This window comes from Arthrobacter sp. 01T428 (assembly GCF_056398685.1).
This window is the reverse complement of record NZ_JBFTPW010000001.1, coordinates 121,799-137,118: the sequence shown is the minus strand read 5'-3', so window position 1 is coordinate 137,118 and position 15,320 is coordinate 121,799. Positions and strand designations below refer to the sequence as shown.

The window sequence follows — 15,320 nt, the reverse complement described above, 5'->3', positions numbered from 1 at the left end:
GTTGAAGAGCGATACACCTATTGCGGACCAGACGGACCATCCGGGGGAGCCGATCGCCGTCACGGCGGCCGGCGCCATTCCTTGGCGCGTCACCAAGGGCACCCTTGAGGTCCTGCTGATCCATCGGCCCAAGTACGACGACTGGTCCTGGCCCAAGGGCAAGCTCGACGCCGGGGAAACCATCCCGGAGTGCGCCGTCCGCGAGATCAGGGAAGAGATCGGCCTCAAGGCTGCCCTCGGTATTCCGCTTCCTCCGACGCACTACCATGTGGCGGCCGGGCTGAAGGTGGTGCACTACTGGGCGACGCAAGTCAACGGGTCCATCATCAAGCCGGACGGCCAAGAAGTGGATGCCTACATGTGGGCCGCGCCGGACAAGGCGGCACGTTTCCTGAGCAACCCGACGGATGTGGGCCCCCTCCAGGCGTTGGCGAAGGCCCACCTCAATGGTGAGCTGGAAACATGGCCCCTGATTCTGGTGCGCCATGCCAAGGCCAAGCCGCGATCCTCCTGGACCAAGGCAGAGGGCAGCCGGCCGCTGGCCGTGACGGGCCTGCGCCAGGCACTGGCAGTCGAACGGCTTCTGGGCGTGTGGAAGCCGCTGCGGATCGTGAGCAGTCCCTGGGCCAGGTGTGTGTCCACCATCGCGCCTTACGCCAAGTCAGCCGGAGCCAAGGTGAAACTTGTGGAGGCCCTGACGGAACACCATCACCAGCGGAGCCCGAAGAAGACAGCCGCGATCGTCGAGGGCTTATTCGACAAGCAACGCGGGGTTGCGCTCTGCACCCACAGGCCGGCACTCCCCACCGTCCTGAAGACGCTCGGCGAGCGGATGGGCCCCGAGCTTCACGAGATGCTGCCGGCCCAGGATCCGTACCTGGCGCCTGGCGAGATGATCGTGTGCCATGTGGCCCGCGGAAACGGCCAGCGCGTAGTTGCCGTGGAACAGATCAAGCCCTTCGATGACTGACTCCAGTAAGCTGGGTGCGTGAGCATCCCAACCCCATATGAAGACCTCCTGCGCGACGTCATGGCCAACGGAACGCACAAGTCGGACCGCACGGGCACCGGCACTCGGAGCGTTTTCGGCCGCCAGCTGCGTTTCGATTTAAGCCAGGGTTTCCCGCTCATCACCACCAAGCGGGTCCACTTCAAATCCCTCGCGCTGGAACTCTTGTGGTTCCTCCGCGGCGAGTCGAACGTGAAGTGGCTCCAAGAGCAGGGCGTCACCATCTGGGATGAGTGGGCAGACGCTGATGGCGAACTCGGCCCGGTGTACGGCGTGCAGTGGCGCAGCTGGCCGACTCCCGACGGCGGGCACATTGACCAGATCGCAGAGCTCATGAAGGGCCTGGCCGCCAACCCGGATTCGCGCCGGCACATCGTTTCGGCCTGGAACGTGTCCGAGATCAAGGACATGGCGTTGCCGCCGTGCCACGCGTTCTTCCAGTTCTACGTTGCCGACGGCAAGCTGTCCTGCCAGTTGTACCAGCGTTCCGCCGACATGTTCCTGGGCGTTCCTTTCAACATCGCCTCCTACGCGTTGCTGACCTGCATGGTGGCCCAGCAGCTGGGCCTCGAGCCCGGCGATTTCGTCTGGACCGGCGGGGACGTCCACGTTTACGACAACCATGTGGAGCAAGTCACCGAACAGCTCTCCCGGGAGCCTTACGAGTACCCGCAATTGCGCTTCGCCCGCAAGCCGGACTCGATCTTCGACTACACCTTCGAGGATTTCGAAGTAGTCGGCTACCGGCACCACCCCGCGATCAAGGCGCCCGTGGCGGTATGAACGCCCAGGAAACTCCCGCCGCGGAGTCGCCTTCCCCCGGGGAGGCCGCGGAAACGCTCAACGGAATCGGCCTCGTGTGGGCACAGACCGGCAGTGGAGTGATCGGCAAAGGCGGGACCATGCCTTGGCACGTTCCCGAAGATTTGCAGCACTTCAGCCGGCTGACAACCGGGCATCCCGTCATCATGGGCCGGAAGACCTGGGAGTCTTTCCCCGCAAAGTACCGTCCCCTGCCCGGCCGCACCAACATCGTGGTGACCCGGCAGCACGGCTGGGCGGACACGCCCGACGCACGTGGCGCCGTCGTCGTCTCCTCGCTTGACGCAGCGCTCCTCGAGTCCCAGTTCGCACCTGGCGGCCAGAACGTCTGGATCATTGGCGGGGGCGAGATTTACCGGCAGTCCATGGACATCGCGAATGTCGCCGTCGTCACGGTCATCGATTCCGACACCGACGGCGACACGTTCGCGCCGGAGTTCGGCGAGGCCTGGAACCTTGAGTCGACAGAGCCGGCTGATGGTTGGCTGACCTCCAAGAACGGCACCAACTACCGGATCGTCACGTGGCGCCGGACGGAAGACTGAGAATGCTGAAGAAACCTGAGACCCTGTTCGTGCTCGGCTACATGTTGTTGCCGCTCTTCGCGCTCCTGTCCGCGATCGTCGGGCTCACCATGATCCTGGGCGGCAACAAGATCCTGGGGATCATCGTCCTGGTGGTGGTGACCCAGGTCTTCGCTTTTGGCGCGTTCTACGCCCTGCGCGCCCGCAAGGCGGCCCTGCTGGAAGAGCCCGACTCCTCACCCAAGTAACTCGCATTTGTTGTCGTTTTGAGCGCCCAAAACGACAACAACTGCGAGTCAGTTGGGTCGTGACGTAACCGACAGCGGCCGGGAGCCGCGAAAGTCTAGACTGGTTCAATGACTACAGCAGCTAATCCGTCCGTTGGACTGGTCGGTTGGCGTGGCATGGTCGGCTCCGTCCTGATGCAGCGCATGCAGGAAGAGGGCGACTTCGCCAACATCAACCCGGTATTTTTCTCCACCTCGAACGCGGGAGGTGCCGCGCCGTCATTCGCCGACGGCGCAGGCAAGCTCGAGAACGCGTTCGACATTGAGACTCTTGCCAAGCTGCCGATTATTGTCACTGCCCAGGGCGGCGACTACACGAAGCAGGTCCACGGCGAGCTTCGCAGCCGCGGCTGGGACGGGCTTTGGATCGATGCCGCGTCCACGCTGCGCATGAACGATGACTCCATCATCGTGCTGGACCCCATCAACCGGGACGTCATCGCCGCCGGACTGTCCGGCGGCGTGAAGGACTACATCGGCGGGAACTGCACCGTCTCGTGCATGCTCATGGGGCTCGGCGGCCTCTTCAAGAACAACCTGGTCGAGTGGGGTACCTCCATGACCTACCAGGCGGCGTCGGGCGGCGGTGCCCGCCACATGCGCGAACTGCTGAACCAGTTCGGCACCCTCAACAACGAAGTCAGCAGCGAACTGGACGATCCTGCTTCCGCGATCCTGGAAATCGACCGCAAGGTCCTGGCGACGCAGCGCTCCGGCGTCGACGCCACCCAGTTCGGCGTGCCGCTGGCCGGCTCCCTGATCCCGTGGATCGACGCCGACCTCGGCAACGGCCAGTCAAAGGAAGAATGGAAGGCCGGGGTGGAAACCAACAAGATCCTCGGCACCGGCAACGGAAAACCGGGCAAGGACCACGTTGTCATGGACGGGCTCTGCGTCCGTATCGGTGCCATGCGCTCCCACTCCCAGGCCCTGACGCTCAAGCTGCGCGAGGACTTGTCCGTCGCCGAAATCGAGAAGCTCCTGGACGCTGACAACGAGTGGGCCAAGGTTGTGCCCAACACCAAGGAAGCCTCCATGGCGGACCTCACCCCGGTTGCTGCCTCCGGCACTTTGGAGATCCCGGTCGGCCGCATCCGCAAGCTCGAGATGGGCCCCGAATACATCAGCGCCTTCACCGTGGGCGACCAGCTCCTCTGGGGCGCTGCCGAGCCGCTGCGCCGCATGCTGAAGATCGCCACCGGCACCCTCTAGCAGTCCTGCTTTCACCAACTAACTCGCAGTTGATGTCGTTTTGAACGCTCATAACGACATCAACTGCGAGTAAGTTGGGTGCCTCAACGCTCCATGAACCGCAGGTACTTGGCGGCCTGGAGCTCGAAGGACCGTTTGGCCGCTGGTGTCAGGCCTTCCGGGGCGAACGGTTCGGGAACGACGACGGCGGTCCGGCCAGTGCCGCTGCGGGACCAGGTGCCCACCACTTCGCCGCCGGACACAATCATGCGTTTGAAGACCCCGTTGCCGCCCGGAACGACCTTCTGGAAATGCTCCGGCGGTAGGACAAGGCTGCGGTCCGTATACCCAAGCAGGAATTCATCGAACCCCGGCAACGCGAGGATGGTCCGCGAGCCGGGAACGCCGTCGTCGAGCAATGCGGCCGTCTCTGGCGACAGCCAATAGGACGTTGCACCAAAGACGAGCTCAACGAGTTGGCTGCGAATAGCCTCGTGGGCTGCCCGGACCTCGGATTTGGGGATCTGGGTCCACCACGCGAAGTCTTGGAGCGTGGCCGGTCCGTGACTGCGCAGATACCTGAGCAGAAATTCGGCAATCCCTTCTTCCCGCCCCAAGATCTTGGATTCCGGAATCCACTCGTCGAAAGCCACGAACAGTTGCTGTCCAAGGGCTTTGCCCGCCGTCCCCGCCGGAGGTCCTTGGACCAGCCACGCGTTCTGGCACAGGATCCAGAGCAAATGGATCCCCCGTTGGGCCGCGGTCACTTGGCCCGCGGATTCGAAGATCTTGAAAAGTTCCTCGCGCGTGGCGCCCGGGCTGCCAGCGACGCGTTCAAGGGCAAGGTCCCGGCAGGCGGCGATGTCTGCCTTTTCGATGCCGAGTTCCCGGTGCCGTGCGGCAACCGAACGCATGGACCGCTCCGTGGTGATGCCCAGGATCCAACGCAAGTCCTGCGGCGGAACCAGGTGCAGCGTGCCCCTCATGGGCCAGGACCGGACCACGGTGCCGTTCTCCAATGCTTCCAGCACTTTCGAGAGGCCGGAACCGGGGACGCGCTGGCCCACTGCCCAAAACGCCGAGGCAAGGTCCTGGGCCTGCATGGCACCCATCGTGGAGACGCATTCCTCCGGGCTGCTGAATCCCCCAAGCAATCCCTGGCTAGCGAGGCGCAGCCTGCCCATGACTTTGGGAGTGACCCGGATCTTCGCCGAAGCTGACATGGCCCCATCATAGGACGCTTAGCGGACAGCTTCGGTCCTCATTAGGACGCCCGAGGAACTCCCATGCCGCTCACAGGGGCCTACCAGCGGGCCCTCCTACGCTAGGGGAATGCTGTTCGGTGAGTTAGGTCCGCTGCTGCGGCCGCTCAGCCGGCGGTTGGCAGCCGCTGGTTGGTGCGCCGCCGCCGTCGGGCTTGTCTGCGGCCTGGCAATAGCGGTTGGTGCGGGGGTTCGACTGTCCCCGTCGATGCAGGCTGTCCAGGAAGTGGGACTTGCCGCCACCGGCGCGGCAGCCCTCCTCCTAGGCCTTGCTGCCGCGTGCCAGCCATCGTCCGATCGGCACGTTGACGACCCCGAATCAGGGTTCCAGGCAAGCGCCAACGATCAAGTGCGCAGCTTCCTGCTCGCCGCCGTCGTCATGCTCCTGGGCGTGGCAGGCTTCGCGGCAGCCGGCTGGATTTCGCCCGGCGGTCCGTCGCCGCAGAGCATAGCGTTCAGCCAGATCTTCCTCTTGGGGGCCGCCAGCTGCGGACTGACGTTCCTGTTGCTCAACAAGGTCCTCCCGAGCGGAAAGCGCTAAAGAGCGTTCCTCGCGGGTTCCTACAGGGCGAGGCCGATCAGTAGCGGTTCCGGGTGCAGTTCAATGCCGAAGCGCTCGACGACGCCGCGGCGCACCTCGCGCGCGATCGCCACCATGTCCTCCGCGCTGGCTCCTCCCCTGTTGGTGATGGCCAGGGTGTGTTTGGTGGACAGCGAGGCGCGGCCTCCGGACACGCTGGATGGATCGAGTCCGAAGCCCTTTCCGAAGCCGGCCTGGTCGATCAGCCAGGCCGCCGACAGCTTGACGAGGCCATCGTTTCCAGCCGGGTACTGCGGCGCTCCCTCGGGCAGCGATGCGGCCGCTGCGGCCGGGACAATCGGATTGGTGAAGAAGGAACCCGTGGAATACGTGTCCCTGTCCGAAGCGTCCAGGACCATCCCCTTGGAGGCACGCAGCCGCAGGACTTCACGCCGGACGTCGTTGGAATACGCGCGCTTCCCGGCCTCGACTCCGAGGGACCGGGCCAGCTCCGCGTAGCGGATAGGCGCGCTCATGCGTCCGAGCGGCAGCTGGAATTCAACCGTCAGCACCACGTAACGGGGTGAGCCCTCGGTGGTGGTCTGTTTGAGGATGGAGTCCCGGTAGCCGAACTTGAGCTCGGAGTTGGTGAAGGTTTGCACGGCGTTGCGTTCCCGGTCCCAGGTACGGACCGCTGCGATGGTCTGGGACACGTCAGCACCGTAGGCGCCCACATTCTGCACAGGAGTGGCGCCGGTGGCTCCGGGGATGCCAGAGAGGGCTTCCAGTCCGGACCACGCATGCAGCACCGAGTGCTCCACGAGGGTGTCCCAGTTGTGCCCCGCTTGGACCACCACGGAAACGCCCCCGCAACTATCCTCCGAGTTCACGGTGAAGCCTTGCGACGCGATCTTGAGCACAGTGCCGGGGTATCCGGTGTCCGAGATCAGAAGGTTGGATCCCCCGCCGATGATGAGCAATTTCTCGCCCGCGGCGTCCGCCGAACGGACGGCATCGATGATTTCCCCTTCGGTGCGGGCCTCCACAAAGGTGCCGGCAGGGCCGCCAACGGCGGCCGTGGTCAGTTCGGAAAGCATCGTCTGGGTCACCGAACAAGCCTAGCGGGGATTGCCTGCGCTGGCCGACTCAGGGACGGGCTTCCGCAAGGCTGGCCGACTCAGGGACGGGCTTCCGTAAGGCGGGCCGGCCCGTGGGCGTGCCGGCTCAGGGAGGTGCCGGCTCAGGCGCGCGTTTCCGCGAGATGGGCGCCAGGAAGAAGCTCGCGACAAGCAGCACCAGGACGGCGAGCAAGGAATGCAGGATGCCGAAGTGCTCCGCCAGCAAGCCCAAGAGCGGCGGACCGCAAAGGAAGGCCCCGTAGCCGATCGTCGAGACGACCGATACCCGGGCAGCTGCGTGCGCCGGATCGTCCGCGGCGGCGGACATGCCCACCGGGAACCCCAAAGAGGCACCGAGTCCCCAGATGGCCAGGGCCGCGAAGGCGAGCCACGGCACTGGGGCGAAGACGAAGAGCGCCAACCCCACCACGGCAGTGGCCGAGCACCAACGCATCACGGGCACCCTGCCGAAGCGGTCCAGGACTACGGTTCCGGCAAAGCGGCCTACGGTCATAAACGTCACGAAGATTCCATAGCCGATGGCGCCGGCAGCGTCGGATTGCCCGTGGCCATCGGCCAACGCCAAGGCCACCCAGTCCCCCGCGGCGCCCTCAGCCAGGGCGAGCCCCAGGACGAGCAATCCAAGCAGCAGGGTCCGGCGTTCGCGCCATGCCCGGGCCACCATGCGCTTGCTGTCCAAAGGTTCGGCCGGTCCCTGCTGGCCTGGTTGGATGACGGGCAAGGGGCCGGTTGAGGGATCTTCGAAGGTGTCCGGCTTGTCGGGCTTGAAGGCTTTTGGGGTCCCTCGTGCAGTGGAATGGCGGGTGATGTCCGCGCGGAACCAGGAAGCAGCTGTCACCACGGAGACGGCCACCACCAGGCCGGCCGCAGCCAGATGCCAGAAGACCGGCAGTCCCGCGGCAGCGGCCCACGCGCCGAGCCCGGCGCCCGCAACGGTGCCGAGGCTGAAGGATCCGTGGAGGCGGGGCATGATGTGCCGTTCAAGGGCGCGTTCCAGTGACGCCCCTTCAACATTCGATGCCGTGTTCCAGCTTGCCGTTCCGAGGCCGATCACCATGAGTCCAAGCGCCACGGCCACCGGGTTGGCCAGCACAGACGTGCCAAAACCGGCGACCGCCAGGCCGAGGCCCACCATGGCGCCGCCGATCCGCGTGGTCAACCGTGATCCGAGCCGGATCACGATCACCCCAGATGCGGACACGGAGAGGAACGATGCCACCGTCATGCACATCAGCAGGAGGCCTACCGTGCCGGGCGTCAGGTTCAGGCCATCGCGGATCGCCGGCAAACGGGACACCCACGACGAGAAGGCCAGGCCACTGGCGCCGTACGCGGTCACCACAGCAGTGCGCCACCGCGACAATTCCGCCGCGGTGGCGCGAGGTGCAGATTGTTGCAGCCGGCTCAAGCGAGCTTCACAACGGCCTGGGACTTCATGAGGACCTTCTGGCCGGCGAAGGTGACGGTCAGGTCGATGCGCGCGGTGCCGGCTTCGGCGTCGAGCGCTCCCACCACTCCGGCGACCTCGATCACGGCACCGGGCTCACTGGTACCGGTGGTGTCGGCGACCAGCACCGGTTTGGTGAAGCGCGTCTGGTAGTCGACGACGGCGGCGGGGTCGCCGGCCCAGTCGCTCACCAATTGCACGGCGGAGCCCATGGTGAACATGCCGTGCGCGATGACTCCGGGAAGCTCAACGCCGGTGGCGAAGGATTCGTTCCAGTGGATCGGGTTGAAGTCGCCGGATGCGCCGGCGTACTTGACCAGGTCCTGGCGCGTGACCTCGATGCTGCGGGTGCCGATTTCCTGCCCGACAGTAAGTTCTTCAAGTTTCATGCTCATGGTTACTGTCCCTCTCCGCGGACCAGGATGGACGAGGTGGTGGTGGCGACCCTTTCGCCGTCCACCGTCGTGATTTCCGAACGAGTCGTGATCATGGCCCCGCCGCCCATGGCGCGGACGCCGTCGACGTGCAGTTCGGCCCGCAACTGATCTCCGGCAACGATCGGGCGGTGGTGGGTGAAGCGCTGGTCGGCGTGAACCACGCGGCTGAAGTCAATCCCGGAATCGGGGTCCTCGATCAGCTGGGCATCGGCCCGCTGGGCGACGATGATTGCGAAGGTCGGCGGGGCCACGAGGTCGCTGTGGCCCAGGGCCTTGGCGGCTTCGACGTCGAAGTGGGCGGGATGGGTGGCCTTCACGGCCCGGGCGAACTCCCGGATCTTTTCGCGGCCGACGTCGTACACCTCTGCGGCAGGGTAGCTGCGGCCCTGCAAGTCCGGGTTAATAGTCATAGTCCAACCCTATCGGCCCGGGAGCCGGTACGTAGAGCCGGACCGCTACCCCGAGGCAGGCGGTCCGAACCATCTGGTGAGCGCGTCGGCAAGGCCCGCTTGGGTGCCGTCTCCCACCCAGGCCACGTATCCATCGGGCCGGATCAACACGGCGGCAGGAGGACTGACCTCGCCGAGTGCCGGAAGGTCCCACGCACCAAGGTATGTGGCATCTATCAGCTGAACACGGTCTGCCCAGGGTGTGATGTCGATGGTGCCGGGTTCGCCGAGGTTGAGGAGCGCCGGCCGGGCATCGTGCAGCAGGCTGAAGACGCGAATCGGCCCGTCCGCGGTGACGAGGTCGAGATCGGGCATGCGTCGTCCGAGCAGCGGGTGCCCATTGCCGACGTCGTAATGTACGTCGAGGCCGGATTGCATCGCGGCGAAGCGCTTGCGCGGTTCCTCCATGCCGAGCAGCTCGGCCATGACCTCGCCCACAGCCTTCGTGCGGTCGTCCGGGCGGCGAAGCGCGACACTCGCCATCGTATTGCGCAGCACGCGGGCGGCCACCGGATGGCGCTCGGCATGGTAGCTATCGAGGAGGCTTTCCGGCGATGTCCCCTTGACCACTTGGGCCAGCTTCCATCCCAGGTTCACGGCATCCTGCACGCCGGTGTTGAGGCCCTGTCCGCCGTCGGGCGCATGAACGTGCGACGCGTCGCCGGCGAGCAGGACCCGTCCGTCGCGGTAGCTTGCGGCCTGCCGGGTCATATCGGTGAACCTGGAGATCCAGATAGGACTGTGGACCCCGTAATCCGTCCCGCATACGGCGATGAGCGCGTTGCTCAGGTCTTGGAGGGTCGGTTCGGTGGTGGGTCCGATGTGCTCTTCGGTCACCATGACCCCCACGGGCCCGCCATCCGCGTAGACCACCTTGCCGTCGAGAATCTTGTAATCCAGCTTGCCGAAGGAGTGGATACCGAAAGGATTGGTGTGGACGCCCAAGGGCGGCTGCTCGGCCATCTCGACCTGGGCGATCAGGGCACTGGTGGTCGGATCCCATCCGGGGAACTCGATGCCGGCTGCTTTGCGGACCAGGCTGCGGCCGCCGTCGCACCCGACGAGGTACTCCGCGCGCAACGGCCCGCCGTCGGACAACTCGACGTCGACGCCGGTAGCGTCCTGCGCGAAACCGGTCACCTCGCGTCCGTAATAGATCGGCACGGTCAGCTCGGCGACCCAGCGCGCCAGAATGCGCTCGATGTGGTTCTGCCACAGCCCGAGCCCGTAGTTGTGCCGGGTGGGAAAGTCGCTGATGTCGAAACGGACGCCGCCGAACCCCGCGACCTGGGCTATTTGCCCCTCGGACAGGAAGCGATCAGCGATTCCGCGCTGATCGAGGACCTCGATGGTGCGTGAGTGCAAACCGCCTGCACGGGATCCGGCGAGATCCTGGTTGGGACGTCGCTCGACGATCGCGACGTCGACGCCGGCCAACGCCAGTTCGCCCGCCAGCATCAACCCTGTGGGGCCTCCTCCGGCGATTACCACCGCATGCTTGGTCATCGCCATGTTCCGCCAGGCTACTTCTTCAAGCCCTTGCGGACCTGCTGTCCGCGGACCACCATGCCCACGACATGCAGGACCAGGCCGAGCCCGATCACGAACAATGACGTCAGCGCAAGGCCTTGGTTATGGGAGGTGTTGCCGATAATCGTCAGGATGATCCCGACGGCGATAAGCCCCATCGCGCTGAAAACCAGCGTCTTGTAGGCGGTAGAGGCCGTGGCCCAGAATTCGTTCAGCACCCCCCAAGTTTAGGGCACTTGTCAGAAGCGTCGAGTCAGGACCCAACACCAACGAACGCCCGCTCACAAATAAGCGGTTGGGGGCGGACGCCCGCTCATAAATAAGCGGTTGCGGGCGGACGCCCGCTCACCTATGGCAAGTCGCGGGCGGACGCCCGCTCACCTATGGCCGCCAATCCACCAACGCTCGCGCAGATCATCTGCAGGAGGGTTTCGGGAATTGCCGTCAAAAGTGAGCGAGCGTCCTGAAAAAACCGGATGTAAGTGAGCTAGCGTCGGCGGGAGCTCTAGCGTCGGAGGGAGCCCTTAGAGGGAGGGCTGGACCCCGAAGGCAACGGCAAGCTTCATGATCTTTTCGGCGCGGCCCAGGCGCGGGAGGTCGGAGCCGTCGCGGATGACCCTGCCGTTGGCTTCGAAGTCGTTCATGAAGTCGGTGGCCCAAGCGACGTCCGACGGCGTCGGGCTGATGACCTCGTTGATGACCGTGGTCTGGTCAATGGCCAGGCAGAGCTTGCCGGTCATGCCCATGGTCACCGTAATGCCGGTCTGCTCGCGCAGAATCGGGTGGTTGGTGCCGACGGTGGGGCCGTCGATGGGGCCCGGCAGGTTGCCCACGCGGCTGGCGACGACGAGCTTGGCACGCGGGTAGGCCATCGCTTCCGGCGTGGCGGCCATGCCGGTGTCCCGGCGGAAGTCGCCCGAACCGAAGGCGAGGCGGAAGGCACCCTGTGCGCGAGCGATGTGGTTGGCTTCCTCGATGCCGAGGGCCGACTCCACGAGCGGGATGACCGGGGTCTTGCCGTCCATGCGGTGGAAGGACTCGGTGACCTGGTCCGCGGACTCGGTCTTGGCCAGCATGACGCCCAGCAGGCCGGGCGTGCCACGCAGTCCGGCGAGGTCATCGGCCCAGAACGGGCTCGTGGCGTCGTTGATGCGGACCCATGCCTGGCCGCCGGCGGTCAGCCAGTTGATGACGTTCTCGCGGGCAATGTCCTTCTGGGACGGGTCCACGGCGTCTTCGATGTCAAGGATGATGGCGTCCGCACGCGATGAGGCCGACTGGTCGAAAAGCTCCGTCTTCATGGCGTTCACGAGGAGCCAGGAGCGTGCAATCTCGGCGGGAATGTTGCGGGTGGACCGAATGGACTCGGCGGCGGTGCTAGACGTCATGTATCTACCGTATCCGGCCAGCCGCCGGGAACGCTAAGAATCGGGCACCGGTGTGAGCATCAATACGAACAAAACGATTGTGACAGGAGGCCCCGCCCCCAACTGACTCGCAGTTGTTGTCCTTATGAGCCGTCAAAACGACATCTAATGCGAGTTAGTTGGGTTTGGCGCGCTTTGGGGAGCCCGCAGCTCAAACCAGCTCAAACCAGCTCAAACCAGCTCAACCCAGCGACGCAGGGCGAAATGTGTCCCCCTGTTGCCCGGAGTTGCGCGGGGATTTCGCCGGATTGCCCCCGGTTTCCCGGCGTTTCCGAGGGTTACTGCCGGGCTTCCCCTGACCAGTGGACATGCGCTTACATCGTTCCCACCGGCAGTTCGGTCTATTCCAGAACAGGTCCGGACCCACGAATTCCACTCCCCAGAAAGTAGCTCCCATGAAACTGCACCAGCCCCTGCTAAGCGTCGCGGCCGCCGTCGTACTTGCGCTGACGGTGACCGGCTGCGGCGGCAATGCCCAAGCGGGAGACCAAACAGCCGGTCAAGCCGAAGTCAAAGAACTCCGCTACCAAGGCTCGGCCAACAACGTCGGCCTCCCTGAACTGGCGGCGGACCTTGGCTACCTGGGCGACATCAAACTCAACTGGGTAGGCAACACCACCAGCGGCCCCCAGGACATCCAGTCGGCTGCCACCAACCAGACCGACTTCGGCGGCGCGTTCGCCGGGGCCGTCGTGAAGCTGATCGAGGCAGGGGCTCCCGTGACCGCCGTCGTGAACTATTACGGCGAAGATGCCAAGACCTTCAACGGCTTCTACGTCAAGGCGGACAGCCCCATCAAGACCGCCAGGGACCTCATCGGCAAGAAGATCGCGGTCAACACCCTGGGCGCACATTCGGAAGCCGTCATCAACACCTACCTCAGCAAGAACGGCCTCAGCCAGGACGAAATCAAGCAGGTACAGCTGGTAGTGCTCGCGCCCAACGACACCGAAGAAGCCGTACGCCGCGGCCAGGTGGATGTTGGAAGCCTGGGCGGGGTCCTGCAGGACCATGCCGTTGCCGCCGGTGGACTGCGCTCGCTCTTCAACGACTATGAACTCTTCGGCACCTTTGCCGGCGGGCAGTACGTGCTCCGCAACGACTTCATCGACAAGAACCCCAACACAGCCCGGATCTTCGCTACGGGCGTGGCCAAGGCCATCAAGTGGGAGACCGAGACGCCGCGCGACCAAGTGATCGCGCGCTTCAAGAAGATCATCGACGCCCGCGGACGCAATGAGAGCACCGCGAACCTGCAGTACTGGAAGAGCCCTGGCGTCCCCGACAACGGCGTGATCAAGGACGAGGACTTCACCCGCTGGTCCGCGTGGCTGAAGAGCTCGGGGATCGTCAAGAACGACCTCACACCGTCGAAGTACTACACCAACAAATTCAACGATCTCGCAGCAAGCGCCCCAACCCCAAGTACCGCGAAGGGATAGTGATGACCGCCAAAATCAGCCTCCGAAATGTCACCAAGCAATTCACCGTCCGCCCCGGAAAAGGCGGCAGGGCCGGCGCGACAGGCAAGCCAGGCGCGAAAGAGCCCACCACACTGACCGCCATTAGTTCCCTCAGCTTGGACGTGCGCGACGGCGAATTCCTCACCTTGGTGGGGCCCAGCGGTTCCGGCAAGACCACCTTGCTGGACCTCCTGGCTGGCCTGTCCACGCCCACCTCCGGCGAGGTATTGGTGGACGGCCAGCCAGTGACGGGACCCGGAAAGGACCGTGCCGTGGTTTTCCAGCAGTACGCACTCTTCCCCTGGCGCACGGCGTCGGCCAACGTGTCGATCGGACTCGAAGGCAAGGGAACCGACGGGCGCAAGCTCAACCGCCGCGAACGTGCCGCCAAGGCAAGCGAATACCTCAAACTGGTTGGCTTGGCGGGCTTCGAGGACCGTTTCCCGCATGAGCTTTCGGGCGGCATGAAACAGCGAGTGGCCATTGCCCGGAGCCTCGCCTACGAGCCCGATGTGCTCCTCATGGATGAACCCTTCGCCGCGTTGGACGCCCAGACGCGTGAACAACTCCAGGACGAACTCCTGCGGATCTGGCGGGCCACGGGCAAGACAATCGTCTTCATCACCCACGGCATCGACGAGGCCGTGTACCTGGGGCAGCGCGTCGCCGTCCTCAGCGCCCGGCCCGGACAGCTCAAGGAAATCGTGGACGTGGACATCCCGGACCGCGACGGCGAGGACGACATCCGCTCGCACCCCGCCTTCGTCGAACAGCGGCACAAGGTCTGGACCCTGTTGCACGACGAAGTCCGCCTTGCCCAGGATGCCGGCCATCGCAAGATCCTGCCCGACGGCACGGCCCCGGATGAAGTCCCGGGAACAACACTCGAAAGGAGCGCGGCCTGATGACCACGACTCTCACGCAACAGCCCGCGGCGAGCGCCGCACCCAAGCAAGCTCCCGCCGTCGGGCACTCCGGTCCGGCGGAGACGGTGCGTTGGAACACGACGGCGACTCTCGCCTTTGTGCGGACCGCAGCCGCCCGCGCCGGTTCCGGCCTGTGGAAGGCCGCGGGGATCATCGCCTTCCTGGCTCTCTGGGAACTCGGGCCGACATATCTGGCCAGCCCCTCGACCCGGGTATTCCTGCCGCCATTGCACGTGGTCCTGGAAGCATGGGGGAAGCTGTTCGAATCCGGCACCATCCAGGCGCATTTGGCCGCGAGCCTCACCCGTTCGGTGACGGGATTCGGCGCAGCCCTCGTGGCTGGCGTAACCCTCGGTTTGCTGATCGCCTGGTACGGGCGGCTCAATGCGGTGCTGAACCCGCTCCTGGAACTGTTCCGGAACACAGCCGCGCTTGCCCTGCTGCCTGTGTTCACGCTGCTGCTGGGGATCGGCGAGGAGTCCAAGATCAGCATCGTGGCCTACGCGGCGTTCTTTCCGGTCCTGCTGAACACGATCGCCGGGGTGAAGACGGTGGACCCGCTGCTCATCCGGGCCGCGAAGTCGCTCGGCCTCTCAAGCCTTTCGCTCTTCCGCAAAGTGATCCTGCCTTCCGCGGTGCCCACCATTTTCACGGGAATCCGCATGGCCGGCACAGCCTCCATCCTGGTGTTGATCGCCGCGGAAATGGTGGGGGCGAAGGCCGGGCTCGGTTACCTGATCGTGAATGCCCAGAGCAGTTTCCTCATCCCGGACATGTACGCCGGCATCCTCACGGTGTCCCTTCTGGGCTTGGCCGTGAATTTCCTCCTTGTAGCCCTGGAACGGCATTTCTCCCGCTGGCGGACCGCCGTCGGGAGCGGGTCCTGA

17 protein-coding genes are annotated in these 15,320 nt (G+C 65.0%); 9 read left to right on the top strand and 8 right to left on the bottom strand.

The features are described from left to right. The first annotated feature begins 1 nt into the window (after position 1). From AC1DJB_RS00630 to asd, 5 genes are all read left to right on the top strand, one after another. Positions 2 to 970 (top strand): NUDIX hydrolase, encoded by a 969-nt coding sequence (locus AC1DJB_RS00630; RefSeq protein WP_059387338.1) that lies wholly within the window; start codon positions 2 to 4, stop codon positions 968 to 970. An 18-nt stretch (positions 971 to 988) separates the two neighbouring features. Next, positions 989 to 1,792 (top strand): thymidylate synthase, encoded by an 804-nt coding sequence (locus AC1DJB_RS00625; protein WP_059387337.1) that lies wholly within the window; start codon positions 989 to 991, stop codon positions 1,790 to 1,792. After that, on the top strand, positions 1,789 to 2,376 hold the full coding sequence (locus tag AC1DJB_RS00620; RefSeq protein WP_441432591.1) for a dihydrofolate reductase: 588 nt from the start codon (positions 1,789 to 1,791) through the stop codon (positions 2,374 to 2,376). The genes AC1DJB_RS00625 and AC1DJB_RS00620 overlap by 4 nt, the downstream gene beginning before the upstream one ends. A gap of 2 nt (positions 2,377 to 2,378) precedes the next feature. Beyond that, positions 2,379 to 2,603: an NF038396 family protein gene (locus AC1DJB_RS00615; protein WP_236812320.1), complete on the top strand. Its 225-nt coding sequence runs from the start codon at positions 2,379 to 2,381 to the stop codon at positions 2,601 to 2,603. Positions 2,604 to 2,711: 108 nt separating this feature from the next. Then, positions 2,712 to 3,854, top strand: coding sequence for an aspartate-semialdehyde dehydrogenase (asd, locus tag AC1DJB_RS00610; protein ID WP_441432592.1), 1,143 nt, complete (start codon positions 2,712 to 2,714; stop codon positions 3,852 to 3,854). Between the two features lie 83 nt (positions 3,855 to 3,937). Here the strand turns inward: asd and AC1DJB_RS00605 are convergent, their stop codons facing one another. Then, positions 3,938 to 5,056 carry a winged helix DNA-binding domain-containing protein gene (locus AC1DJB_RS00605; RefSeq protein WP_441432593.1) on the bottom strand — a complete coding sequence of 373 codons (1,119 nt, stop codon included), beginning with the start codon at positions 5,054 to 5,056 and terminating at the stop codon, positions 3,938 to 3,940. Between the two features lie 109 nt (positions 5,057 to 5,165). Here AC1DJB_RS00605 and AC1DJB_RS00600 point away from each other — a divergent pair, with 109 nt between their 5' ends. Further along, positions 5,166 to 5,636, top strand: a complete 471-nt coding sequence (locus AC1DJB_RS00600) for a hypothetical protein (RefSeq protein WP_306958995.1) — start codon at positions 5,166 to 5,168, stop codon at positions 5,634 to 5,636. 20 nt (positions 5,637 to 5,656) lie between these two features. Here AC1DJB_RS00600 and AC1DJB_RS00595 read toward each other — a convergent pair whose 3' ends face one another. The 7 genes from AC1DJB_RS00595 to AC1DJB_RS00565 all read right to left on the bottom strand — a co-directional run bounded on the left by AC1DJB_RS00595 (position 5,657) and on the right by AC1DJB_RS00565 (position 12,005). Next, positions 5,657 to 6,724, bottom strand: coding sequence for a UDP-N-acetylmuramate dehydrogenase (locus AC1DJB_RS00595; protein ID WP_441432594.1), 1,068 nt, complete (start codon positions 6,722 to 6,724; stop codon positions 5,657 to 5,659). A 115-nt stretch (positions 6,725 to 6,839) separates the two neighbouring features. Continuing rightward, entirely contained in the window at positions 6,840 to 8,162 is a 1,323-nt protein-coding gene (locus AC1DJB_RS00590; RefSeq protein ID WP_441432595.1) for an MFS transporter, read from the bottom strand. Beyond that, positions 8,159 to 8,596, bottom strand: coding sequence for a MaoC family dehydratase (locus tag AC1DJB_RS00585; protein WP_306958998.1), 438 nt, complete (start codon positions 8,594 to 8,596; stop codon positions 8,159 to 8,161). The genes AC1DJB_RS00590 and AC1DJB_RS00585 overlap by 4 nt, the downstream gene beginning before the upstream one ends. A gap of 2 nt (positions 8,597 to 8,598) precedes the next feature. Continuing rightward, a complete protein-coding gene (locus AC1DJB_RS00580; RefSeq protein WP_306958999.1) occupies positions 8,599 to 9,048 on the bottom strand; it encodes an FAS1-like dehydratase domain-containing protein in 450 nt (149 codons plus the stop codon). 45 nt (positions 9,049 to 9,093) lie between these two features. After that, positions 9,094 to 10,599, bottom strand: coding sequence for an FAD-dependent monooxygenase (locus AC1DJB_RS00575; protein ID WP_476909833.1), 1,506 nt, complete (start codon positions 10,597 to 10,599; stop codon positions 9,094 to 9,096). A gap of 11 nt (positions 10,600 to 10,610) precedes the next feature. Further along, positions 10,611 to 10,835, bottom strand: coding sequence for a DUF3188 domain-containing protein (locus tag AC1DJB_RS00570; protein WP_059387331.1), 225 nt, complete (start codon positions 10,833 to 10,835; stop codon positions 10,611 to 10,613). A 306-nt stretch (positions 10,836 to 11,141) separates the two neighbouring features. Further along, entirely contained in the window at positions 11,142 to 12,005 is an 864-nt protein-coding gene (locus AC1DJB_RS00565) for an HpcH/HpaI aldolase/citrate lyase family protein (RefSeq protein ID WP_078108043.1), read from the bottom strand. A gap of 434 nt (positions 12,006 to 12,439) precedes the next feature. Between AC1DJB_RS00565 and AC1DJB_RS00560 the strand changes: the two genes are divergently transcribed. From AC1DJB_RS00560 to AC1DJB_RS00550, 3 genes are read left to right on the top strand one after another with little or no spacing between them, the layout of a single operon-like run. Next, positions 12,440 to 13,486 carry an ABC transporter substrate-binding protein gene (locus AC1DJB_RS00560; RefSeq protein WP_284991056.1) on the top strand — a complete coding sequence of 349 codons (1,047 nt, stop codon included), beginning with the start codon at positions 12,440 to 12,442 and terminating at the stop codon, positions 13,484 to 13,486. Between the two features lie 2 nt (positions 13,487 to 13,488). Next, on the top strand, positions 13,489 to 14,412 hold the full coding sequence (locus AC1DJB_RS00555) for an ABC transporter ATP-binding protein (RefSeq protein ID WP_441432597.1): 924 nt from the start codon (positions 13,489 to 13,491) through the stop codon (positions 14,410 to 14,412). Further along, positions 14,412 to 15,320: an ABC transporter permease gene (locus AC1DJB_RS00550; protein ID WP_441432598.1), complete on the top strand. Its 909-nt coding sequence runs from the start codon at positions 14,412 to 14,414 to the stop codon at positions 15,318 to 15,320. Before AC1DJB_RS00555 ends, AC1DJB_RS00550 begins: the two co-directional genes overlap by 1 nt.

Bases quoted from the DNA above. Each gene is read 5' to 3' on its own strand.
- AC1DJB_RS00555 (WP_441432597.1), top strand. From the start codon at position 13,489: ATGACCGCCAAAATCAGCCTCCGAAATGTCACCAAGCAATTCACCGTC.
- AC1DJB_RS00605 (WP_441432593.1), bottom strand. From the start codon at position 5,056: ATGTCAGCTTCGGCGAAGATCCGGGTCACTCCCAAAGTCATGGGCAGG.
- AC1DJB_RS00565 (WP_078108043.1), bottom strand. From the start codon at position 12,005: ATGACGTCTAGCACCGCCGCCGAGTCCATTCGGTCCACCCGCAACATT.
- AC1DJB_RS00580 (WP_306958999.1), bottom strand. From the start codon at position 9,048: ATGACTATTAACCCGGACTTGCAGGGCCGCAGCTACCCTGCCGCAGAG.
- AC1DJB_RS00615 (WP_236812320.1), top strand. From the start codon at position 2,379: ATGCTGAAGAAACCTGAGACCCTGTTCGTGCTCGGCTACATGTTGTTG.
- AC1DJB_RS00550 (WP_441432598.1), top strand. From the start codon at position 14,412: ATGACCACGACTCTCACGCAACAGCCCGCGGCGAGCGCCGCACCCAAG.
- AC1DJB_RS00600 (WP_306958995.1), top strand. From the start codon at position 5,166: ATGCTGTTCGGTGAGTTAGGTCCGCTGCTGCGGCCGCTCAGCCGGCGG.
- AC1DJB_RS00620 (WP_441432591.1), top strand. From the start codon at position 1,789: ATGAACGCCCAGGAAACTCCCGCCGCGGAGTCGCCTTCCCCCGGGGAG.
- AC1DJB_RS00585 (WP_306958998.1), bottom strand. From the start codon at position 8,596: ATGAGCATGAAACTTGAAGAACTTACTGTCGGGCAGGAAATCGGCACC.
- AC1DJB_RS00575 (WP_476909833.1), bottom strand. From the start codon at position 10,599: ATGGCGATGACCAAGCATGCGGTGGTAATCGCCGGAGGAGGCCCCACA.
- asd (WP_441432592.1), top strand. From the start codon at position 2,712: ATGACTACAGCAGCTAATCCGTCCGTTGGACTGGTCGGTTGGCGTGGC.
- AC1DJB_RS00560 (WP_284991056.1), top strand. From the start codon at position 12,440: ATGAAACTGCACCAGCCCCTGCTAAGCGTCGCGGCCGCCGTCGTACTT.